Genomic DNA, 20,524 nt, shown 5'->3' on the forward strand with positions numbered 1-20,524 from the left:
GGTCATGCCGCCGCCGGCCCCGGCTCCGGCGCGGGGGCCGGCGCCGGGGCCGGCGGCGGCATGACCTCCTCCAGCGTCGAGGCCATGGTGAAGCCGTCGTGGTACACGCTGGCCTCGGGACGGATGGCGTCGTCGCGGTACAGGCCCAGCTTCAGGTAGTTCATTTCCTTGCCGAACTGCGTCGCGATGGAGGTCTTCGGCACGACGACCTCGTTGTTGTGCCAGAGCTGGACGAAGCCCTTCTTCGCGTCGGACGACCACTTCACCTGCAACACGAAGTCGCTCCAGTCACCGCGCTTGAGCGGGGCCGTCCACAGCACCTTGCCATTCACTCCGCCCACGCGCATGTGCATCTCTTCGCCGCGCACGTAGAACTCCAGCGGCGGTGAGCCGCAGCAGCCCTCCTGGTGCCACTGCGCGAAGACCTGCCACCTGTCATCGAGCGGGTAGTCGGCGGGAAAGAGGGTGCTCCACTTGTAGTACCAGGTGGAGTCCGCCTTCTCCTGGCTGATGTAGAGCAACTCGTTGCGGTTGCCGCTGGCGTTGATGGGGTCATCGCCCTGGCGCACCGTGGCCTTCAGCGCATAGCGGCCCTCACGCACCACATCCGTCACCACCTGGAGACGGTTGTTGGAGACGCTCTGACTGCGCGTCCACTGCGAGGTGTTGCCCGTCTCGAAGTCGCCTTTCCACACCACGTCCGCGGAGGCGAACGAGGGAATCAGAGACACCAGGGCGGCAAGTCGAAGCAGCTGCGTCAAGCGAGGTCCTTTCGTTCCAGGTTGGCGCGGTAGGACACTCAGGCGGACGTGCTGCTTCCCGCTCGTGCCCTCTCGTCAAACCCTCGGGGGGACGTGGGCCCGCCGTCTCATGTGGAGGGTGGCCTGACGGGCGGGCCGCTGGCGTCATCCTGGCTTTTTCCACCTGGGAGGCAGTGATTCCGGAGGGATGCGCGGACGACCTGCACTCAAGGTTTTCAGCGCAAGCCGTCTCCAGGTCAGGCCGCCTGGTTCACGGCCTGACCACCCAGCGGAGCGTGGGCGGGCGGTAGGGGAGGTGGGCTGGAAAAAGCGGGCGAAATGCCGCGGGTGGCGATGCGCCAGGCGGCTGTTTCGGGTTGCCCAGCCTCCGCCGGAAGTCGGTGGGGAACGGTGGATGGTGTACAACGCGGTAGTTGGGCGGCTGCTTGGGGGTTGGCGCCCGAGGGGGCAGTATGTTGAAGCCGGCGTACGACAAAGTCCTGGTCCTGGCGCTGGCCACGCCCGTCTTGGTGTTGACCGTCTTGCTTGCCCGCACGCCCTCCAAGGGGAGCGGGGCACCTGTATCCGCGCAGTTCTGGGCGGAGCGGCGCTCCGCGTCACGCATCGAGGCCCGGCTCACGCACCCCGAAGCGGACCGCTACCGGCCACGCACGTCGGCGGGCGGCTGCCCCGTTGCTCCCGAACCCATTCCGCTGCGCGACCTCGCCCGGTTGGAGGAGGCGGGCGACCTGTCCGGCATCGCCTCCGCGTATGCCCTTCAGGGTGAGTGGAACCAGGCGGCCTCGTTCCTGGAGCGCATGCCCGCCTCTCCGGACCGCGACAGTGATTTGGCCGCGGTGTACCTCGCCCGCGGCTCGCATGAGCAGGCGTTGCGGTTGCTGGACGGCGTGCTGAAGGCGCAGCCGAGGCATGCGCAGGCCATGTGGAACCGCGCGCTGGTGCTCCAGTCGATGGGGCTCACGATGAAGGCGGCGGACACCTTCGAGCAGGTGGCGCTGATGGGGGAGTCGGGCTGGAGCCGCGAGGCGAAGGCCAACGCCCGCGAGCAACGCGACGCCACGATGGAGCGCGCCCGCCGGTGGAAGGAAGCGCGCGAGGCCACGCTGGCGCTGGTGGATGACCCTCAGGCACCTCTTCCGCTGGAGGCGGCCCGAAAGGACCCGGGCATCGTCCGGCAGGCATTCTATGAGGTGGTCCGCGCGGCGCCGTCGAAGGAGCGTGTCCTGGCCCTGCTGCCCCTGGCGCGGGAGCTGGACCGCGGCCACGGCGGCTCCACGCTGACGGACTACGTCCAGCGGGTGAGCCGCCGGAACTTCACGCGCCGCGGCGCACTGTCGCGCGAGTACGCGTCGCTGGTGCGCGGCAAGCTGAGCCAGCCGGACAAGCTGCTGGAGCGGGTGCTGGCCTCGGGAGAGGACGACCTCTTCCTGGGCACGGCCCAGCACACGCGCGCCACGCGCCGCATGTTGACCCAGGTCGTGGAGCGCGCGAAGCGCCAGAACGACCCCTGGTTCAACCTCTACATCGAGCGTGAGGAGGCCATCCGCGAGACGGCCGAGGGCCAGTGGTGGAAGGCCGAGCAGCGCATCTTCAACGCGCTCCAGCGCTGCCGCGAGGACGGCCTGTCCGCGCGCTGCGTGGACCTGGAGCTGCGGCTGGGCATCCTCTACGCCGACCTCCAGCGTCTCACCGAGGGCGAGCAGCACGCCCGCACCGCCTGGGCCTGGGCGCGCCAGCTCCGCGAGTGGGACATGGAGTTCACCGCCCTGGAGGCGCTGGCCGCCATCACCCGCTCGCGCGGGGACTTCGCCAGCTCGCGCGCCTATGTGGAGGAGTGGTCCGCCCGCGGGCGCGGCAACTGCGTCTGGCCCCGGGAGAACCTGGCCCACACGTACTACCTGGACAACAGCATGGACGACGCGCGCCGCGAGGTGGACGCGAACGCCGCCTGCGAGAACGAGCCGCTGAGCCTGCTGTTCGCCGTCAACCTGGCGGAGCTGTCGCGCACCCGGCCGAAGCCCGGGGACGAGGCGCTGCTGCGGCGGGCCCTCACGTGGGCCAACCACAGCAACCCCATGCCCAGCGACGCGGTGTATGCCCGCTACGTGGAGGGCCGCTTCCTGCTGGACTCCGACAGGGCGCGGGGGCAGGCGCTGCTGCGGCAGACCCTCACCGAGGCGGAGGCGCTGCCTCGGGGAGATTCGCTGGCGCGCGAGGCCTGGGCGCTGAGCTATTCGTCGCTCGTCACGGACGCGGGCAAGGCGGGCGAGTACACCCAGGCGCTGGAGCTGATGGCCGCGCAGCTCGGCACGCCCGTGCCTCGGCGCTGCGCCCTGGCGGCGGCGGTGCACGGCGAGCGCACGGTGCTGGTGGCGCGTGGCACGCAAGGCCAGGTGCTGGGCCACTATGAGCCGGACCGACAGGGGCCCTTCAGCCGGGCGGACACCTCGCGGCTGGTGCCGGAGCGGCTGCGCGCGGTGCTGCGTGGCTGCGAGCGCGTGGACGTGCTCGCCTGGCCGCCTGTCTTCGGTCGCACGGACCTGTTGCCGCCGGAGGTGCCCTGGAGCTTCCGGCTCGGCCGCACGGCCCAGCCGCGCACCACGCCCACGGCCCGGCGGCTCGTCGTCTCCAGCGTGGATGCGCCCGCGCTGCTCCAACTGCCGCGGCTGCCGCAGTGGCTGCCCTCGCAGGAGCCGGAGGCGGTGCCGCTGCAGGTGCTGTCCGGTTCGGACGCCACGCCCGCGCGCGTGCTGGCGGACATGCGGGACGCCACCGAAATCGAAATCCACGCCCACGGCATCATGGACCCGGCGCTCTCGGACGCGTCGCTGGTGGTGCTGTCCCCGGAGACGAGCGGCCGCTACGCGCTCACCGCGGACGTGGTGCGCCAGCAGAAGCTCACGGGGGCGCCCATGGTGTTCCTGGCGGCGTGCAGCGCCGGACGCGCGGCGAGCACCACCACCAGCCACGAGCCCTTCAGCCTGCCCGCGGCCTTCATCGACGCGGGCGCGCGGGCGGTGCTGGCCTCCACGGTGGATATCCCGGATGCCGCCGGGCGTTTCTTCGATGGCGTCCGGCGCCGCATCCGTGAAGGCGCCGCGCCGGCGGTGGCCCTGCGGGACGAGCGTCAGCGCTGGTTGGAGCGGGACAGCCGTGCCGGGTGGACCCGGCACGTCATCCTCGTGGAGTCCTATTGAGTGCGGGCGTCCGCGCGGTGCGGCCGTCTACTGCGGAGTCCTCAGGTGCGTGTTGCCTCCCGGGAGCTGGAAATGATGGAACGTGACAGTGGCGCTCACGTCCAGTGCGCGCACCCAGTGCCACCACCCCACGGGCAGGAAGAGCAGCTCGCCCGGCTCCACCACGGCCTCCAGGACGGTGGCCTCGCCGTAGAGCGGGAAGCGCGCCGCGTCCGGGCTCGCCGCGTCCACGGCGCTGAAGGTGCCATGGCGCGGGTAGACGAGGTGACGCTGGAAGGACGGCACCAGCCGCACGTGCTTGCGGCCCATCACCTGGCCCAGCAGCACGTTCATGTTGTCGTGGTGGAGCGGGGTGACGGTGCCCGGTGGGCCCAGCAGCAGCGTCGTCATGTCCGGGCGCAGCTCCGGGTCGATGATGCCGGCGGGCGCGCGGATGTCCTCGCGCAGCCGGGCCAGCCCGTCGCGCTTCCAGTTCTCGTTGCGCGGCACCATGTAGAAGTCGTTCGTCTCTCCGTCCGTCTCCACCCGCTGGACGTAGTCGCGCAGCTTCACCACCTGGCGGTGTTTGTCGGGCTGCGAGGCATGGTCCGGATTGGCGTCGCGCCCGGACATGATTTCGACCTCCACGTCCCCGAAGCGCTCCCGGAAGTCCGCGAGCGACCAGCGGCGCATCGCCGGCCAGTCCTCCATGAAGCCTTGCAGCACCACCGGCCGGTGACCGAAGTAGTAGCGGGTGAAGAACTCCTCCGGGCTCACCCCGCGGCGCTTCTCCAGCGTCACCGCGCCGGACTGGCGGTGCAGCTCCGCGTAGAGGTCCGCCAGCGCCTCCAGCCACTCGTAGCGCCGGCCAATCCGCCGCGCCGCCACCACGTAGGGGTGCGCCTGCGCCGCGGCAATCTCCCGCTGCGCCAGCGAAGCCTCCACGCCCGCATCCACCAGCACCCGCTGCGCGTCCTCCGTGCTCACGCCCAGGGCGAGGTTCTCCGCCAGCCAGGTGTGCCACTCCAATGCCAGGCGCGAATCTTCCCTGCTCATTCAGAACTCCGTGAATTCCATGTCGCGAGTCATCCCGTCAGATGCGCGGGGTTGGCGCGTGTCGTGATAAGGACTGTACGTGTTGCCGTATCACCCCTGTCTAGCTTTCAGACCATCCCCATCGCGAGGTGCGAGCGCTCATGACGCCCGTCGAATCCCTTATGGCCGGTAGCTTGGATTCCGAGTCCGGCGAAGCCCACGTGAAGAACACCTACGTCAACTGCGACACGGCCAGCGTCGCCCCGCGAAAGCGGCTCCCGCTGCCGCCGCCCGCGGTTTCTCCCCTGGCCGGGCCGGAGCATCCGAGCCCCAGTCAGGCCCGCTAAGCGCCAGGCCCGGGCGGGGGTTTTCACCCTCCCGGGCATTTTTCTGCCCGGGTCTTTCTTTTTCTTCTCAAGGATTGGAACGCCGCGCGTTTCTGACTGGGTAACGCGCAGGCGCGCATGTGAGTGGGGCTGAATGTCCAACCTCTTCAACCGGGAGCGGAGGCGCTTTGAAGCGTTCATCCGTCAGCATCGGCCCAGCCTCCTAGGGCTGGCCCGCCGGTTGTGTGCCCGCTCCAGCCTGGAGCCGGAGGACCTCGTCCAGGAGACCTTCGAACGGGCGATGCCGGAGTTCGAGCATCTGAAGGACCGGACGGACTCCGCGGCGGCTGCGTGGCTGTGTACGACGATGACGAACCGCTTCCTGGACTATTGCCGCCGCCAGCGGACGGAGTTCCGGGGGATGCCGCACCTGGCGCTGGTACAGGATTTGGCGATGTCACCAGACGAGACCCAGGAGAACTGGGAGCTGGTGAGCACGGACGCCTTCCAGAAGGCCATCGAGCGGCTGAAGCCTCATCTGCGTGACGCCTACCGCCTTCACGCGGCGGGCAAGCGCTACAACGCCATCGCCGAGCATTTCAATGTTCCCGTGGGCACCGTGGGCAGTTGGCTCACCCTGGCCCGTAGGGATTTGAAGGAACTGCTGCTGCCCCAGGTGGTGGTAGCCCGGGAGCAGGGGGCCACGAGCTCATGATGACGCCATGCACCAATCTGCACCTCTTCGTGGACGGAGAGCTGTCCGCTCCCGACGCGGAGGCCTTCCGCCAGCACCTGGGACGTTGTCCCGAATGCGAGGCGGGGCTGAGGGACTTGCTCCAGTTGGAGCTGCTGGCCTCCCGCGCCCTGGGGGGGAGCGCCAGCGTCGCCGAGCCGCCTCCCGCGAAGGTGACGCCGCTGCGGCCGTGGATGCAGCGGGTGTCCCGCACGGTGGTGCCGGTGGCGCTGGCGGCGGGGCTGGCGGCGGTGGGTGTGTTCCGTCTCCAGGCGCAGCCGGAGGCCCCCGCCGACGTGTGGCTGGCGGGCGCGGACGTGCGGACCTTGGAGGCGCGGCTCAGCCACCCGATGGCGGACCGCTTCCTGCCCTACGAGCCGATGCGCGGCACGTCCGGCGCCGCGAACCCGCTGCCGCTGCGTCCCCTGGCGGAGCTGGAGGAGCAGCGAGACTTCCGGGGCATCGCCGCGGCCTATGCGCTGCGCGGGGACTGGCAGCAGGCGGAGTCCTTCCTGTCGCGGGCACCGGCCTCGGCGGACCGGGACAATGACCGCGCGGTGGTGGCCCTCAGCGGGCAGCGGTGGGAGGAGGCGCTGAACCTGCTCGGCGGCGCGCTGCGCCAGGAGCCGCGGCACGCGCAGGCGCTTTGGAACCGGGGCCTGGCGCTGCGGGGCCTGGGCCTGCTGAAGCAGGCGGAGGCGTCGTTCCGCGACGTCGCGTCGCTGCCGGGCCAGGAGGCGGGCTGGAAGGTGGCCGCGGAGAAGCGCGCGGAGGAGATGCGCGCGCTGCGTGACGCGGAGGCCGCCCGGTGGCGGCGCCAGGTGCGGGAGACGTGGACGCAGCTCACCGAGAAGACGGCGGATGCGTCGTACCTGGTGCACCAGCAGCCCGCGGTGACGCGCGCGGCGCTCTATGAAGTGGTGCGCTCGGCCACCTCGGCGGGCGCGGTGGCTTCGCTGCTGCCGCTCGCCGCGGCGTTGGACCGGCTGGGGGAAGGCACGGTGCTCCAGGACTACGTCCGGGATGTGGCGGCTCATGACTTCCAGGCGCGTGCGCCGCTGGCGGAGGACTATGCGCGGCTGGTGAAAGGGGAGTCCGTCCCCGGTCTGCTGGAGCGGCTGCGCGTCTCCCAGGAGACGGACCTGTACGTCGGCGCGCTGCTCCACACGGGCGAGGCCGCCCGGGACGCGGAGTCGCTCAAGGCCCTGCAGCGCTACGCCCATGGCTCCAGGGACCCGTGGCTCAACCTGCTGGCCGAGCGTGAGCGGGCCCGGAGCGAGGAGGCGTCCGGCCGCGCGGCCAACGCCGAGCACCTGCTGCTGGCCACGCTGCGCACGTGTGGCGCGTACAACACGCTCTTCCCGTGCGCTGAAATCAACTGAGCGCGCGCTTCGGATGAAGTCGCGCGCGAGGCCGGCCTGTGACAGGGCCGGCCGCTTGCGTTTGTGGGCTTCGCGCGGGCGCGTGTCCGGCACCGGGCGAACGCGGGACTCGCGGAGGACGCACCTGGCGCGGCGTGGCAGGCTCTCGCGGTTGGTTTCTTCCGCCCAGGAGTCGGCCGCCATGCCCCTGTCACCCCCTCGGAACATGAAGGACTACGAGGCCACCCGCCGGGACTTTCGGTGGGAGCGGCCCGAGCACTTCAACTTCGCGGCCGACGTCATCGATAGGCACGCCGCCGAGCGCCCGGAGGCGCTGGCCCTGTTGTGGTCCGACGCAGCGGGGCAGGAGCGGCGCTTCACGTGGGAGGACTTGCGGCGGCGCTCGTTGCACGCGGCCCGCTTCCTGGCGGAGCAGGGGCTGCGCCGGGGTGACCGGGTCTTCATCATGATGCCGCGTGTGCCGGAGTGGTGGTTCCTGGTGCTGGGCTGCATTCGCGTGGGCATCGTCTTCATGCCGGGCACGCCCATGCTCACGCCGAAGGACATCCGCTACCGGCTGGAGGTGGCGGAGGCCCAGGCGGTGATTGCGGACATGAGCTGCCTGGAGCGCTTTGACGGCCTGGTGGGGACGGCGGGCAAGGTCCGCACCTGGGTGTCGGTGGGCGAGGGCGCGCCGTCGCCGTGGGCGCGCTACGCGTCCGATGTGGCGGACGCGGGCGCGGCCTTCGAGCCCACGCGCGCGGATGCGCCGCTGCTCATCTACTTCACGTCCGGAACCACGGGCATGCCGAAGATGGTGCTGCACACGCAGGCCAGCTACGGGCAGGGGCATGTGATTACCGGCCGCTTCTGGCTGGACCTGACGCCGGAGGACCGGCACCTGACGCTCAGCGACACCGGCTGGGCCAAGTGCGCGTGGGGCAAGCTCTTCGGGCCGTGGAGTCAGGGCGCGTGCAACGTCGTCTATGACTTCCGTGGCCGCTTCGAGCCCGCGAAGTTGCTGAAGGTGCTGGAGACGCAGCAGGTTACGACGTTCTGCGCGCCGCCCACCGCGTGGCGCGCGCTGGTGCTCCAGGACTTGAAGGCCTTCGACGTGTCCTCGCTGCGCCACACGGTGAGCGCGGGCGAGCCGCTCAATCCGGAGGTCATCGACACATGGAAGGACGCCACCGGGCTGCACATTCACGAGGGCTACGGGCAGACGGAGACGGTGATGATTGTGGGCATGTTCCCCTCGATGACGCCGCGCGTGGGCTCCATGGGCAAGCCGTCCCCGGGCTTCACGGTGAGCGTCATCGACGACCAGGGCCAGGAGGTGGCGGACGGGCAGGAGGGGGACATCGCGGTGCGCGTGGCGCCCGAGCGGCCCGTGGGGTTGTTCCAGGGCTACCTCGGGGACGACGCGGCCAACGCTGCGTGCCGGCGTGGCGACTGGTACGTAACGGGAGACCGGGCCGTGCGCGACGCGGACGGCTACTTCTGGTTCGTGGGGCGCGCGGATGACGTCATCAAGACGTCGGGCTACCGCGTGGGGCCGTTCGAGGTGGAGTCCGCGCTGCTGGAGCACGACGCGGTGGCGGAGTCGGCCGTCATCGGTGTGCCGGACGAGAAGATTGGCCAGCGGGTGAAGGCCTTCGTGGTGCTGGCGCCGGGGCATACGGCATCCCCGGCGCTCGCGCAGGCGTTGCAGGAGCACGTGAAGCGGACGACTGCGCCCTACAAGTACCCGCGCGAAATCGAGTTCGTCACCGAGCTGCCGAAGACGGTGAGCGGGAAGATTCGCCGCGCGGAGCTGCGCGCCACGCGGGCGTAGGTCCGCGCGCTTCAGGCCTCGAAGAGGACGGGGAAGCCCAGGAGGGCGCTGCCTTCCTGGGTGAACCAGCCCTCCGCCACGGCCGCGTGCTGGGTGAGGGTGTGGATGTCGCGGAAGCGGCGCTGGAGCGAGGCGCCGTCGCGCACGGACGTCGCGCCGCCCGCGTGGTAGCAGGCCGTCACCACCTCGGCGGCCGTCTCCACGGCCCAGGTCAGGGTGGAGGACACCTGGGGCGCGAGTCCGAAGGCGCTCACGGGGGACTCCTGGCAGGCCTCCCAGAACACCTCGCCCATGCGGCGGAGCGCGTCGTGCGCGGCGCGGGCGCCTGTCTCGGCGCGGCCCAGGCGGTTGCGGAACACGGGGGAGTCCACCAGCGAGGTGCGCGCGTACAGCCGGCGCTTGCCCGAGCGGGCGAGGGCGAGCAGGTCATCCACCGCGCCCTGGGCGATGCCCACCGCCACCGCGCCGATGTGCATGGCGTAGTGGAGCACCGGCACCACGAAGTTGGCGCCCGGTACGCAGGGCTGGCCGGTGAAGATGTCGAAGGTGCGTTGCAGGGGGACGAAGGCGTCAATGGCGATGTCGTGGCTGCCTGTGCCGCGCAGGCCGAGCACGTCCCAGTGCTCGATGATGCGGACCTCGCTGGCGGGCAGCAGCATGGCGCGCGTCTCGGGCAGGCCCTCGGCGGGGCCCGGGCGGGGCTTGCCGTCCGGGCCGAGCACGACGCAGTTGCCGAACAGCCATTCACTGGTGCGGCAGCCGGTGGCGAAGTTCCAGTGACCGGTGACGCGGTAACCGCCGTCCACTTGCACGGCCTTGCCCTGGGCATTGAAGGCGCCGCCTCCGGTGGCATTGGGCCCCGGGGCGTAGACGGCGTCGAACTCCTCGCGGGGGAGGAGGGCGAAGAGCTGGGGGCTCTCCGAGGCAATCATCATCGTCCAGGCGGTGGAGGCGTCCGAGCGGGCCAGCTCGGAGAGGACGTCGAGGCCCGTGACGAGGTCCAGCTCCAGTCCTCCGTGGCTGCGCGGGACCAGCATCCGGTAGACGCCGAGGTCCTTCAGCGTGGCGATGAGGTCCAGGGGGAGCTGCCGTGCCTGTTCAATCTCCCCGCTGCGAGCGGAGAGGGCAGGGGCCAACTCACGTACCGCATGCAGCAGCTTCGCTCCGGCATCCAGCGTCATGGTCGAGGCTCCGGATAGAGAGCCTCAATGATGCCTGATGTGCGGTGTTTGTGAAAGATGCAGCGCGCCATGACTATTCAGTCATGGGCAGCCATTGTGTCATGCTGGCTGGGGATGTGCGGACTTCGCCGGTACTTGGTCGAGTAGGTCGAGCAGGAAATGGGTTGGGCGCGGGCTCAGCGTGCGCAGCGCTTGGACCATGACTTCGCTCATCAGGTACGAATACGAGTGTTCGCGCATCCGGAAGAGATGGTGCTTGAGCTTGGCTGGGTCGAGGACAGGACTTTGGACGCGGACGATCTTGTCTTTGAATTGATTGATGTCCGATGCGTCCAGGTTGAGGCAGTCCAGGACCCCTATGGGTTGACGATGAAGTGGTTTGTGGAGGCGGGTCTCTTCTTGTGATTGTAGATGGCCAGTGGCAGGTGCTCCACAGGACTTTGGTTGACGCGCTCAAACACCGCTTTGACTCGCTTGCTGACGATGAGCATGCCGCAAGCGTTTTCCACGTAGTCGGAAACCTGGATGCCCTGGTACCGGTCTGTCATGTAGACCCGAGTGGCTGCCGGGTACTCGGCACCCAGCCTTTCGCCGTGACCAACCTTGTACCTGTTGAGCCCGAGTCCTTCAGGGGGTTCATCGATGAAAGAGTACTCGAGCTTCTGTCGGGGCATTGGGAGGATGAGGTAGTAGTTCATCCGGTCTCGATTGGAATTGCGGTTTGCGTGGTTTGAAAGCTTGGGTGTGGAGCCGGTTCTTGTGTTTGTGTAGGACGCGTCGCCGCTTCCGTGAGGCAGGTCAGACGGTTGATGAGGTGGGCCTGGTGTGAGATGGGACCTGCTCAAGTTCTGTAATGAAAAAGTTAGTTGGGAGTGGGTCCAATGTGCGCAGTTCCTGCCGAAGTTGTTCGCTGATGATGTAGGTGTAGGAATCCTCTTGGACCCGAAACAGGTGAGGTGCGTTCTCAAGCTTCTGCGGATCGAGCACGAAGTTGCGGACGTCGACCACTTTGTCGTTGTGGTACACGATGTCCGAGGTCTCCAAATTGAGACAGTCGAATGTGCCGAGTGGGTTGATGATGAAATAGTCAGTTGAGGCCGCACGCTTCTTGTGATTGTAGATGGATAGGGGGAGGTACTCCGTGGGCGCTTTGTTGACACGCTCGATGACCTCTTTGACTCTTTTGCTGATGATGAGCAGGTTGCATGCGTTTTCGATGAGGTCCGATACCTGGATTCCTTTGTGGCGGTCGGTCATGAAGACGCGGGCGTTCGGTGGATAGTCGCTGCCGAGAGGAAGGCCCTTCCCGAGTTTGTATGATTTTATCCCAATCCCTTCAGGTTCGTCGTCGATGAAGCAGAAATTTCTATTTTCGCGAGGCATTAGATGGATGAGGTGGTATTTCATTGGTGGTTGTCTTGTTTTGATGTTAGAATGAGTTCTTCTTGAGGAGTTGAGTCGACTTCTTGTCGAGTGAGGGGCCGGTTCCTCCGGTTCGTCCCCAGGATAGGATTAGCTCAAGGAGTTCGGTGGAGAGGTTTTCCAGACGCGATTTGTCGAGTTCTGTATCTGGAGTTTCGTGTTCGTCTTCTTTGGCTTGGTCGCAAATGTTTTTATAGTCTTTGATGATTTTGTCGAGGCCGGTGTTCATTCGGTCCACCATGTCGTTATAGACAGGGTGGTCCGTGCATGTTGCCGGAAGCGACGACGTATCGTCATCCTTTAGTTGGATATGACGTGGCAGGTTGAGCAGCGCAGCGACCTCGCGGTCCTGCGGAATCAGCAACATGTTTTTCTTGTGGTTGATGCTGTACCTGGCCTTGAGCAGGGCCTTCTGGATCATGTTGCTGACCTTGGCTTCCTGCTTCTGGATGACTGAGTCCAACGTGCCCTTCGGAATCAAGTGGTGGGCGTTGTTCCAGTACGGCCAGGTGTCCTGCGTGAAGTTGTAGCCGGCTGGGATGCGGACCTTGCCCTTGGCGAAGGTCCGGCGCTTGATGGCGCGCGGAGGACCGCCGATGTCCCAGTCTCCCGGCTCCGGAATGTCCAGGTGGGCGCAGTAGCGGTCGGGCGTCATGCCGCCCTTGTTCGCCCGGTAGGCGGAGGTCTGGAGGCGCCGCTCGGGCGGGTGCTCATTGTAGCGGTGCAGTCGTTCCTTGATTTCCCCGTGGCTGTCCGCCTGCTCGTAGGCCTGATATCGGTAATTGCAGGAGACCTTGTTCTTGAAGCCGGAGAAGTCACCCGTATGGCCAGTGAGGCAGGCGCCACCCTCGGTCGTGCTCTTCACGGTGAGGTGGAGGTCGTTGAGTTCCGCGTCCCCGAAATGCCCCGTGTCCTTCTTCTTCGACATGGCCTGGTCCCGAGCTGAAGGGTGCCTGCGCCATCGAGTGTCCCGGACGCATCCGGGAGGGTCAAGGGCCTGCGGCCAAGGCCAGCGACACATGACGGACCCGGACGTAGAATGCGCGTCTGGCCATTCACCCGCGTTGACGACATGAAGCCGAACTTCCTCCCCATCGCCATCAAGAACTCAGGCACCGCGCTTGAGGAGCTGCTTCCGCGCGTCATCGCCGCGCCTCCCGCGCTGCAGAACTACGCGTACATCTGCCTGCTCCATCGGCGCATCGCGACGGGCTCGCTCCTGGCCACCAGCGACCCGGAGCCGTTCTACGCATACCTGTCCAAGAGCGCTCGCGCCTTCCTGCACTTCCTCACGACCGCGCCCGACGCAGAGAAGCTCACCTCGAAGGCCGAGCCCTTCTTCGACGCCGTCGCCTGCCGGGACGATGAGGCCGCGCGGGCCATGGCCCCGCTGTGCCCACGCAAGCCCGACACCACGCGCGAATACGAAGAGGACTTCTTCGCAGTGTGGCTGCCCATGGCGTTCTTCTTTGGAAACGTCCCGCGTGAGGAGCTGCTGCCCGACTTGGAGCTCTTCGCCAGGCTGACCGAGGAGAACCCCGACCCGCATCTCGACGTCTGCTGGGGACTCATCGACAAGGACCAGCAGCGCTTTGACGAAGGGCTCGAAGCCCTCATCGACCAGAAGCGCAAGGCCTACGACAAGGCGCGCCGCGAGGAGACGCAGAACCCCGACGAGGCCGCCACCACCGCGCACGTCTCCACCGAGATCCTGGCCTATATCGAGCTGGCCCAGCGCGCCGGGCTCACCGTGGCGCCGGACCATCCGCTGGCGCCCGACGTCGCGCGGAGGTTCCACCTGCGCAAGCTGCCCGCCCCGGACAGTTGGCGCGTCCCCGAGCCCTTCAGCTCCTTCAGAAAGCCAAGCAAGAAGTCGAAACGCTGATGCCTCCAGCAACGGGAATCGTCATCAGTGGCCTGGGCATGGTGTCCAGCCTGGGATTCGACGTGGTCACCAGCTGCGCCGCGCAGCGCGCCGGCCTGACGTGGCGCCACCCCCTGGCCCAGGTGGTTGCCTATGACGAAGCCGAGCTCGAGGCGCCCGTCACGGGAGCGCCCATCGAGGGCTACACGAATGGCTTCATCCAGTCGGGCACCTGGGTCCGCATGGCCGTCACGGCCCTGGAGGACCTGGTGGACTACGGCCAGTTGCCGGGCCGCGAGGACGCCCGCTTCTGGCAGACGACGGGCGTCGCCTGGGTGCTGCCCCCGCTCCTGTTCGAGCGCTTCTTCTGGCCGGACCCCGAGGTCCCCGCGTTGCTGGAGGCCTACTGCGCGGACCTGCTCGCGCGCCTGACGCAACTGCCGCTCCAGATGATTCCAGGTGGCTTCATCACCGGCGGGCCCCATGGCGTGGCGACGGCGGTGCAGCGGGCCGAAGCGCTCTTCACGCGCAGCAGCATGGAGCGCGTCCTCATCCTGGGCACCGATTCCTGGTTGGACCGCCCCAGCATCAACCTCCTCATCCGCGAGGGGCGGCTCAAGACGTCCGAGCGTCCCGTGGGGCTGTGCCCCAGCGAGTCCGCGGCCTGTGTGCTGGTGGAGCGGGCCCTGAACGCGGGGCAGCGGGGAGCTCGGGCCGAGTCTCGCATCCTGGCCGCCGTGGTTCAGGACGCACCCGACGCGCCTTCGGAGGAGGATGCGCCTGTCCGCTCCCGGAGTCAGTTGGCTCCCGAGTGGGGACGCAAGCTCGCCAGACTGTCCAGCGAACGCTGGAGGCCGCCGGAGTCCGGGAGCCGTTCCGGGGAGACCTCCTGTTGGACCTCAACGGTGAGGAATGGAAGGCGCGCGTCTGGGGCCATGCCCAGCAGCTTCTCCATGAGCAGGTCGACTTCGTGGAGAGCCGGCTCGTGCTCCCCGCCATTGCCTTCGGAGATGTCGGCGCGGCGAGCGGCGTGGCCTCGCTCTGCGTCGCCACGCGCTCCTACGTGCGGGGTTACGCGTCCTCGCACCGGACGCTCATCTGCTCGGTCTCCGATGAGGGAGGCACCGGCGCGCTGCTGACAGAGCGCACCGCCCAGAGGCCGTCCCGAGCGCCGTGACGCGCGCGCCCGGGAAGCACCGGGCCCTGACTACTTGCCCCACTCCGTGTGGACGAAGCCCGCCTCCGGTCGGTCCTTGCGCTGGTACGTGTGCGCACCGAAGGCGTCGCGCTGCGCCTGGGTGAGGTTCTGCGGCAGCTCCGCCGTGCGATAGCTGTCCAGGTACGCCAGCGACGCGCTGAACACCGGCACGGGGATGCCCACGCGCGTGGCCACGCCCACCACCTGCCGCCACGCGGGCGCCATGCGTTCCAGCACCGGCGCGAAGGCGTCGGACACCATCAGGTTGGGCAGCGTCGGCTGCTGCTGGAAGGCCTCGCGCAGCGGCGTGAGCAGCTTCGCGCGGATGATGCAGCCACCCCGCCAGATGCGCGCCAGCTCCGCCAGGTGGATGTTCCACTGATACTCCTGGGAAGCCGCCTGGATGAGCCGCATGCCCTGCGCATACGTCACCACGCGCGCCGCGTAGAGCGCGTCGTGCGTCCACGCCGCCAGCTGCGCCTGTTCCTCCTTGCTGAGCTGCACCGCCGGGCCCTTCAGCTTCGGCGCGGCGGCCACGCGCTCGTCCTTCATGGACGACAGGATGCGCGCGTCCAGCGACGCGGCGATGGACGGAATCGGCACGGCCAGGTCCAGCGCCACCTGCACCGTCCACTTGCCCGTGCCCTTCTGGCCCGCCTTGTCCAGCACCAGGTCCACCAGCGGTCGGCCCGTCTCCGGGTCCTTCTGCCGCAGCACCTTGATGGTGGTCTCCAGCAGGAACGAGCCAGCGATGCCGTGGTCCCACTTGGACAGCAGGTCCGCAAGCGCGTCCGCGTCCAGCCCGAGCCCGCGGCGCAGCACGTCGTACGTCTCCGCGAGCAGCTGCATGTCCGCGTATTCGATGCCGTTGTGCACCATCTTCACGAAGTGCCCGGCCCCGTCCTGCCCCACGTAGGTGACACACGGGCCCAGGTCCGTCTTCGCGGCGATGGCCTCGAACACCGGCCGCACCAGCTCATACGCCGCGGGCGCGCCGCCCGGCATGATGGAGGGGCCATTGCGCGCGCCCTCTTCGCCGCCGGACACGCCGACGCCCAGGAAGTGGATGCCCTTGGACCTGCACTGCTCCTCGCGGCGGCGCGTATCCAGGAACCACGAGTTGCCGGCGTCCATGATGACGTCGCCTTCCGCCATCAACGGCAGCAGGCGCTCCAGCATGGAGTCCACCGCCGCGCCCGCCGTCACCATCAGCAGCACCTTGCGCGGGCGCTCCAGCCGCTGGACGAAGGCCTCCAGCGACTCGGTGCCCCAGACCTCGGGGTGGCCGTGCTTGCGGTGCATCTCGTCGATGCGCTCCGCGTGCCTGTCCCATACGGCCACCCGGAAACCGTGGTCCGCGATGTTGAGGGCGAGGCTCGCCCCCATGACGCCCATTCCCGCCACGCCGAACTGCGCGCCCGCTGCCTCACTCATCGTTGGTTCCTCCTGGAAGGTTCGCGACAGGGAGCCCTCACCGCCCGGCGGCGGAGGGGTCCAACATCCACTCCGAATTCGTCACCCGGGCGGCGGGGAGACTCAGGTCCCCCGCCTGCGCCCGGCGCACCGTGTCTTGCTTGCCCGCCCCCGACACCAGGGTCAGCACGCGCCGAGCGGACCGCAACACCGGCAGCGTCAACGTCATCCGCCAGGGCGGCGGCTTGGGGCCCACCACCGCCAGGACGCGCTGCTCGGTTTCCTCCAGCGCGGGGTGGCCAGGGAAGAGGCTGGCCGTGTGCCCGTCCTCTCCCATGCCCAGCAACACGACATCCAGGACGGGAGGCAGCTTCGCCGCGTAGTCCCTGGCGGCGGCGGCGCGGTCCTCGCGCTCCCCCTCCATGCGGAACACCTGCGACGGTGACAGCCGCAAGGGGCGCAGCAGCGTGTCCTCCACCATCCGGTAGTTGCTGTCCGCGTGGTCGGGCGGCACGAAGCGCTCGTCCACGAAGTAGACGTCCACGCGCTCCCAGGGGAGCACCTGCGCCGCAAGCGCCCGGTACGCGGGCCCCGGCGTGCCGCCACCCGACAGGGCCAGGCTGACGCGACGCTGGGTGGCGAGCGTGTCCTGGAGCGCGCGCGCCATCCACACCGCGGCCTCCCGGGGCAGGGACTCGGTCGGCACGACGTGCGTGCGCGCGCTGGTGGTCACAGGCCCGCCCACCGGCGGCCATCCCGGGCCAGCAGCGCGGCCGCGGCGTCCGGGCCCGCGCTGCCACCAGCGTAGCCGTGCGCCGGTCCGCCTTCTCCGGACTCCAGGGCCTGGAGGATGGGCGTCACGAAGGTCCACGCCTGCTCCACGCTGTCCTGCCGCGCGTAGAGGGTGGCGTTGCCGCGCATGCAGTCCAGCAGCAGGCGCTCGTAGGCCTCGGGCACCGGCCGCTGGAAGGTCTCCTGGTAGTTGAAGTCCATGGTGACGCCCGCGATGTTGACGTCCTCGCCGGGCACCTTGGATTCGAAGGAGAGCGCGATGCCTTCCTGGGGCTGGATGCGCAGCGTGAGCACGTTGGGCTGCAGCCGCTGGCAGGTGGCGCCTTCTCCGGAGAAGAGGCTGATGGGCACTGACTTGAAGTGGATGGACACCTCCGTCAGGCGCCGCTTCAGCTTCTTTCCCGCGCGCAGATAGAAGGGCACGCCCGCCCAGCGCCAGTTGTCGATGTTCATCTTCATGGCGACGTAGGTCGGCGTGCGCGAGCCGGCCTTCACGCCCTTCTCCTGGAGGTAGCCCTCGTACTGACCGGCCACCACCGCGCGGGACACCTCGCGGCCCTCCAGCGGGCGCAGCGCGCGGAAGACCTTGTTCTTCTCGTCGCGGATGTCCTCGGCGCCGAAGGACACCGGCGGCTCCATGGCGCACAGCGCGAGCACCTGGAGCAGGTGGTTCTGCACCATGTCCCGGATGACGCCCGTCTCGTCGTAGAAGCCGCCGCGCCCCTCCACGCCCAGCGTCTCCGCCGCGGTGATTTCCACGTGGTCGATGTGCTGCCGGTTCCACAGCGGCTCGAAGATGGCGTTGGCGAAGCGGAAGACGAGGATGTTCTGCACCGTCTCCTTGCCCAGGTAGTGGTCGATGCGGAAGATCTGCCGCTCGTCCAGCACCGCCGCCAGCTCGCGGTTGAGCGCGCGGGCGCTCTCCAAGTCGTGGCCGAAGGGCTTCTCGATGATGAGCCGCTGCCACGGGCGCGGGTCGGCCTGCTCCTGGCGCTTGAGCAGCCCCGACTCCGACAGGCCGTTGAGGATTTTGGGGAAGGTGGAGGCCGGCGTGGCCAGGTAATAGAACTGGTTGCCCTGGGTGCCGAACTTCTGGGCGACCCGGTCGAGCTCCTCGCGCAGGCGCACGAAGGACTTCGGGTCGTCATAGCCGCCGGAGATGAGCTCCAGGCGCGGGGCGAAGTCCTTCCAGATGGCCTCATCCAGGGGCTGGGTGCGGGCGAACTCCTGCAGGGACGCCTTCACCTGGTCGCGGAAGGCCTCGCTGTCCCCTTCGGAGCGGCTGAAGGCGACGACGGCGAAGCTCTCTGGCAGCAGGTGGTCTCGCGCCAGCTCGAACAGGGCCGGGAAGAGCTTGCGCTGGGCCAGGTCTCCGGTGGCGCCGAACAACACCAGCGCGCACGGGTCGGGCCGCCGGGCGCGAACCAGCGGGTCTCCTTCTCGAGGATGGGTCTCGATGTGCAGGCCCTGATGCGCGTCCATTCGCTGCCTCCCTCCGGGTTGGGTCCGGCGGGCACCTTACGCCTTCCGAGCAGCCACCATGCAAGGGAGAGTGCGGGCAGTGACGCCGGTCCGACGTTGCGGAGCGTGCCTGCTCCGCGCCCTTCAAGGCAGGCAGAGCAGTTGGTAGCGCTGGGTATCGTGCTGCTTCACTTCGCGCAGGTCGACCCGGCACGCCTGTTCAATGTCACCGAAAGGCGACACCCGGCCCCACAGACGGCGCAAGCCGCCCTGCTTCGCCTTGAAGTCGTCGGGGGACACGTAGGCGCGGATGTTCTTGTAGTGCCCCTCCAGCACCTCGCAGACGCGGCGAGGGTCGGCTCGCGCATACTCACCCCGTCCGTGGACCTCGATGTAGAGGATGGGCTTGTCCGGACGTTCGAGCGTGGCCCGCATGCCGGCCAGCACGTCCAGCTCGAAGCCCTCCACGTCGACCTTCACGAAGTCCACGCGTGACAGGCCTTGCTTCTGGACGAAGCCGTCCACGGTGACGACCGGGACGGTGATGCCCTCCGCGCCTTCTTCGGGAACGTGTCCGTTGAGGCCCGTGGCGAAGGTGATGACGCCTTCCCGCGAACCCACCGCCGCCTGGACGGCCTGGCAGTTGTGCAGGTGGTTGCTCCGGAAGTTGGCGTCCAGCTCCGCGTAGTTCTCTGGTTCGGGCTCGAAGCTGAAGAGCTGTCCCAGCGGGCCGATGCGGCTGCGCAGGTACATGGAGAGGTAGCCGATGTTGGCCCCCACGTCGAAGGCCACCATGCCCGGCCGCAGATGGGACGCGATGAGCGGGAGGTCCGACAGGAAGTCGTCGCCCTGCAGGTACAGCAGCATGTGCGTCGTGCTGCGGTGGGCCTGCAATGTCAGGTCGTAGCCGAACAGCCTGCGCTGGACCTCGAGCGGCTGCTGACCGTTCAGCCCCAGCAGCAACCGCGCCGTGCGCAGCTGACTGAAGGGGACGAACGTGTGGGCGAGTCGGGCGGCTCGGAGCGCGGGGTCGATGGGAGGCATGGGGGTGGTCTGTCTTTATGGCAGCGGCGGGTCCATGGGCAAGGAACGGCGGATTGCCCTGGAGGGCAGTCCCCAGGGCCCCTCCAGGCCGGCTGACTGGATGAGAGGGGAGCGGCCGTGGGGAGGCGGGGCTGTCAGGAGAGGGGCGTGGGATGGGCCCGAAGGTGGTATGCCTGGGGCCTCGCCATGAAGTACGCCGTCACGCTCTGGTTCTGGGTCGTCTTCCTGCTCACCGCTCCGGTGCTGTTCACCCTGGGCGCGTTGCTGCTCGTCGTCACGTACCCGTTCGACCGGGACCGGCGGCTCTTGCACGCATTGGTCTGCCGTTGGTGCTACGGCCTGTGGCTGCACGCATCCCCGGGCTGGCGTACGCGAATCGAAGGCCGTGAGCTCATTCCGCCCGGGCCCTGTGTGATGGTGGTCAACCACCAGTCCGCGGCGGACATCCTCGCCGTCATGGGCCTGTTCCATCCCTACAAGTTCGTGGCGAAGGCGTCGCTGTTCTCGCTGCCGCTGGTGGGGTGGATGATGACGCTGCTGGCCTATGTGCCCATCGTCCGCGGCTCGTCCACCGCCATGCACCAGCTCCTGGACCCGTGCCGGCGCTGGCTCCGTCGTGGCATGCCGGTGCTCATCTTCCCGGAGGGGACGTACTCCAAGGGCGGACAGCTGCTGCCCTTCAAGCGGGGCGCCTTCCAGCTCGCGCTGGAGGAGCACGTTCCAGTGGTGCCCGTGGTGGTGGAAGGCACGCCGGGGCTGCTGGACGGAGACGGCCCCTGGATGAGCCCCACCGCCTCCATCCGCGTGCGCGTGCTCCCCGCGCTGCCGCCGGAGTCCTTCGGTCCGGACTCGCAGGAGCTGGCCACGCAGGTGCGCACGTTGTTCGAGCAGACGTTGGCCAAGACGGGCTGAGCGTCTCCGCG

The 20,524-nt window shown here is 68.5% G+C and carries 16 protein-coding genes and 1 pseudogene; 7 read left to right on the top strand and 10 right to left on the bottom strand.

Annotated elements, in window-relative coordinates:
• Nucleotides 1-14: 14 nt before the first annotated feature.
• Nucleotides 15-761, bottom strand: a pseudogene (locus HV824_RS00875) (polysaccharide lyase); the annotation flags it as partial.
• A 452-nt stretch (nucleotides 762-1,213) separates the two neighbouring features.
• On the opposite strand from HV824_RS00875, the gene HV824_RS00880 reads away from it, so the two are divergent.
• Nucleotides 1,214-3,958, top strand: coding sequence for a CHAT domain-containing protein (locus tag HV824_RS00880; protein WP_176422452.1), 2,745 nt, complete (start codon nucleotides 1,214-1,216; stop codon nucleotides 3,956-3,958).
• A 27-nt stretch (nucleotides 3,959-3,985) separates the two neighbouring features.
• On the opposite strand, the gene HV824_RS00885 is transcribed toward HV824_RS00880, so the two are convergent.
• Complete coding sequence (locus HV824_RS00885; RefSeq protein WP_176416827.1) at nucleotides 3,986-4,993, bottom strand: cupin-like domain-containing protein; 1,008 nt, start codon at nucleotides 4,991-4,993, stop codon at nucleotides 3,986-3,988.
• 459 nt (nucleotides 4,994-5,452) lie between these two features.
• Here HV824_RS00885 and HV824_RS00890 point away from each other — a divergent pair, with 459 nt between their 5' ends.
• The 3 genes from HV824_RS00890 to HV824_RS00900 all read left to right on the top strand — a co-directional run bounded on the left by HV824_RS00890 (nucleotide 5,453) and on the right by HV824_RS00900 (nucleotide 9,226).
• Nucleotides 5,453-6,013 (top strand): RNA polymerase sigma factor, encoded by a 561-nt coding sequence (locus tag HV824_RS00890; RefSeq protein ID WP_176416828.1) that lies wholly within the window; start codon nucleotides 5,453-5,455, stop codon nucleotides 6,011-6,013.
• Entirely contained in the window at nucleotides 6,010-7,413 is a 1,404-nt protein-coding gene (locus tag HV824_RS00895) for a zf-HC2 domain-containing protein (RefSeq protein ID WP_176416829.1), read from the top strand. The genes HV824_RS00890 and HV824_RS00895 overlap by 4 nt, the downstream gene beginning before the upstream one ends.
• Nucleotides 7,414-7,594: 181 nt before the next feature.
• Nucleotides 7,595-9,226 (top strand): acyl-CoA synthetase, encoded by a 1,632-nt coding sequence (locus HV824_RS00900; RefSeq protein ID WP_176422453.1) that lies wholly within the window; start codon nucleotides 7,595-7,597, stop codon nucleotides 9,224-9,226.
• A gap of 11 nt (nucleotides 9,227-9,237) precedes the next feature.
• On the opposite strand, the gene HV824_RS00905 is transcribed toward HV824_RS00900, so the two are convergent.
• From HV824_RS00905 to HV824_RS00920, 4 genes are all read right to left on the bottom strand, one after another.
• Entirely contained in the window at nucleotides 9,238-10,407 is a 1,170-nt protein-coding gene (locus HV824_RS00905; protein ID WP_176416831.1) for an acyl-CoA dehydrogenase family protein, read from the bottom strand.
• 356 nt (nucleotides 10,408-10,763) lie between these two features.
• Complete coding sequence (locus tag HV824_RS37070; protein WP_255207651.1) at nucleotides 10,764-11,105, bottom strand: DUF1629 domain-containing protein; 342 nt, start codon at nucleotides 11,103-11,105, stop codon at nucleotides 10,764-10,766.
• Between the two features lie 100 nt (nucleotides 11,106-11,205).
• Nucleotides 11,206-11,814, bottom strand: a complete 609-nt coding sequence (locus HV824_RS00915) for a DUF1629 domain-containing protein (RefSeq protein ID WP_176422454.1) — start codon at nucleotides 11,812-11,814, stop codon at nucleotides 11,206-11,208.
• Between the two features lie 22 nt (nucleotides 11,815-11,836).
• Nucleotides 11,837-12,757, bottom strand: a complete 921-nt coding sequence (locus tag HV824_RS00920) for an AHH domain-containing protein (RefSeq protein WP_176422455.1) — start codon at nucleotides 12,755-12,757, stop codon at nucleotides 11,837-11,839.
• Between the two features lie 144 nt (nucleotides 12,758-12,901).
• Here HV824_RS00920 and HV824_RS00925 point away from each other — a divergent pair, with 144 nt between their 5' ends.
• Together HV824_RS00925 and HV824_RS00930 are read left to right on the top strand one after the other, a co-directional pair.
• Nucleotides 12,902-13,714: an Imm49 family immunity protein gene (locus HV824_RS00925; protein ID WP_176416834.1), complete on the top strand. Its 813-nt coding sequence runs from the start codon at nucleotides 12,902-12,904 to the stop codon at nucleotides 13,712-13,714.
• Nucleotides 13,714-14,832, top strand: a complete 1,119-nt coding sequence (locus HV824_RS00930; RefSeq protein WP_176422456.1) for a hypothetical protein — start codon at nucleotides 13,714-13,716, stop codon at nucleotides 14,830-14,832. The genes HV824_RS00925 and HV824_RS00930 overlap by 1 nt, the downstream gene beginning before the upstream one ends.
• 68 nt (nucleotides 14,833-14,900) lie before the next feature.
• On the opposite strand, the gene gndA is transcribed toward HV824_RS00930, so the two are convergent.
• From gndA to HV824_RS00950, 4 genes are all read right to left on the bottom strand, one after another.
• Complete coding sequence (gndA, locus tag HV824_RS00935; RefSeq protein ID WP_176422457.1) at nucleotides 14,901-16,325, bottom strand: NADP-dependent phosphogluconate dehydrogenase; 1,425 nt, start codon at nucleotides 16,323-16,325, stop codon at nucleotides 14,901-14,903.
• 37 nt (nucleotides 16,326-16,362) lie between these two features.
• Nucleotides 16,363-17,037 carry a 6-phosphogluconolactonase gene (pgl, locus tag HV824_RS00940; protein ID WP_368738001.1) on the bottom strand — a complete coding sequence of 225 codons (675 nt, stop codon included), beginning with the start codon at nucleotides 17,035-17,037 and terminating at the stop codon, nucleotides 16,363-16,365.
• The gene (gene zwf / locus HV824_RS00945; protein ID WP_176416838.1) at nucleotides 17,034-18,578 is read right to left on the bottom strand and encodes a glucose-6-phosphate dehydrogenase; all 1,545 of its coding nucleotides are present in this window, start codon (nucleotides 18,576-18,578) and stop codon (nucleotides 17,034-17,036) included. The genes pgl and zwf overlap by 4 nt, the downstream gene beginning before the upstream one ends.
• A gap of 123 nt (nucleotides 18,579-18,701) precedes the next feature.
• A complete protein-coding gene (locus HV824_RS00950; protein WP_176416839.1) occupies nucleotides 18,702-19,601 on the bottom strand; it encodes an FkbM family methyltransferase in 900 nt (299 codons plus the stop codon).
• A gap of 186 nt (nucleotides 19,602-19,787) precedes the next feature.
• Here HV824_RS00950 and HV824_RS00955 point away from each other — a divergent pair, with 186 nt between their 5' ends.
• Nucleotides 19,788-20,513, top strand: coding sequence for a 1-acyl-sn-glycerol-3-phosphate acyltransferase (locus HV824_RS00955; protein WP_176416931.1), 726 nt, complete (start codon nucleotides 19,788-19,790; stop codon nucleotides 20,511-20,513).
• The last annotated feature ends 11 nt before the right edge of the window (nucleotides 20,514-20,524 follow it).

Source organism: Myxococcus sp. AM009 (assembly GCF_013372605.1).
Lineage (GTDB): Bacteria > Myxococcota > Myxococcia > Myxococcales > Myxococcaceae > Myxococcus > Myxococcus vastator.

Excerpts from the sequence above, each read along its gene's own strand:
- HV824_RS00880 (WP_176422452.1), top strand. The coding sequence starts at position 1,214 with ATGTTGAAGCCGGCGTACGACAAAGTCCTGGTCCTGGCGCTGGCCACG.
- HV824_RS00885 (WP_176416827.1), bottom strand. The coding sequence starts at position 4,993 with ATGAGCAGGGAAGATTCGCGCCTGGCATTGGAGTGGCACACCTGGCTG.
- HV824_RS00890 (WP_176416828.1), top strand. The coding sequence starts at position 5,453 with ATGTCCAACCTCTTCAACCGGGAGCGGAGGCGCTTTGAAGCGTTCATC.
- HV824_RS00895 (WP_176416829.1), top strand. The coding sequence starts at position 6,010 with ATGATGACGCCATGCACCAATCTGCACCTCTTCGTGGACGGAGAGCTG.
- HV824_RS00900 (WP_176422453.1), top strand. The coding sequence starts at position 7,595 with ATGCCCCTGTCACCCCCTCGGAACATGAAGGACTACGAGGCCACCCGC.
- HV824_RS00905 (WP_176416831.1), bottom strand. The coding sequence starts at position 10,407 with ATGACGCTGGATGCCGGAGCGAAGCTGCTGCATGCGGTACGTGAGTTG.
- HV824_RS37070 (WP_255207651.1), bottom strand. The coding sequence starts at position 11,105 with ATGAACTACTACCTCATCCTCCCAATGCCCCGACAGAAGCTCGAGTAC.
- HV824_RS00915 (WP_176422454.1), bottom strand. The coding sequence starts at position 11,814 with ATGAAATACCACCTCATCCATCTAATGCCTCGCGAAAATAGAAATTTC.
- HV824_RS00920 (WP_176422455.1), bottom strand. The coding sequence starts at position 12,757 with ATGTCGAAGAAGAAGGACACGGGGCATTTCGGGGACGCGGAACTCAAC.
- HV824_RS00925 (WP_176416834.1), top strand. The coding sequence starts at position 12,902 with ATGAAGCCGAACTTCCTCCCCATCGCCATCAAGAACTCAGGCACCGCG.
- HV824_RS00930 (WP_176422456.1), top strand. The coding sequence starts at position 13,714 with ATGCCTCCAGCAACGGGAATCGTCATCAGTGGCCTGGGCATGGTGTCC.
- gndA (WP_176422457.1), bottom strand. The coding sequence starts at position 16,325 with ATGAGTGAGGCAGCGGGCGCGCAGTTCGGCGTGGCGGGAATGGGCGTC.
- zwf (WP_176416838.1), bottom strand. The coding sequence starts at position 18,578 with ATGGACGCGCATCAGGGCCTGCACATCGAGACCCATCCTCGAGAAGGA.
- HV824_RS00950 (WP_176416839.1), bottom strand. The coding sequence starts at position 19,601 with ATGCCTCCCATCGACCCCGCGCTCCGAGCCGCCCGACTCGCCCACACG.
- HV824_RS00955 (WP_176416931.1), top strand. The coding sequence starts at position 19,788 with ATGAAGTACGCCGTCACGCTCTGGTTCTGGGTCGTCTTCCTGCTCACC.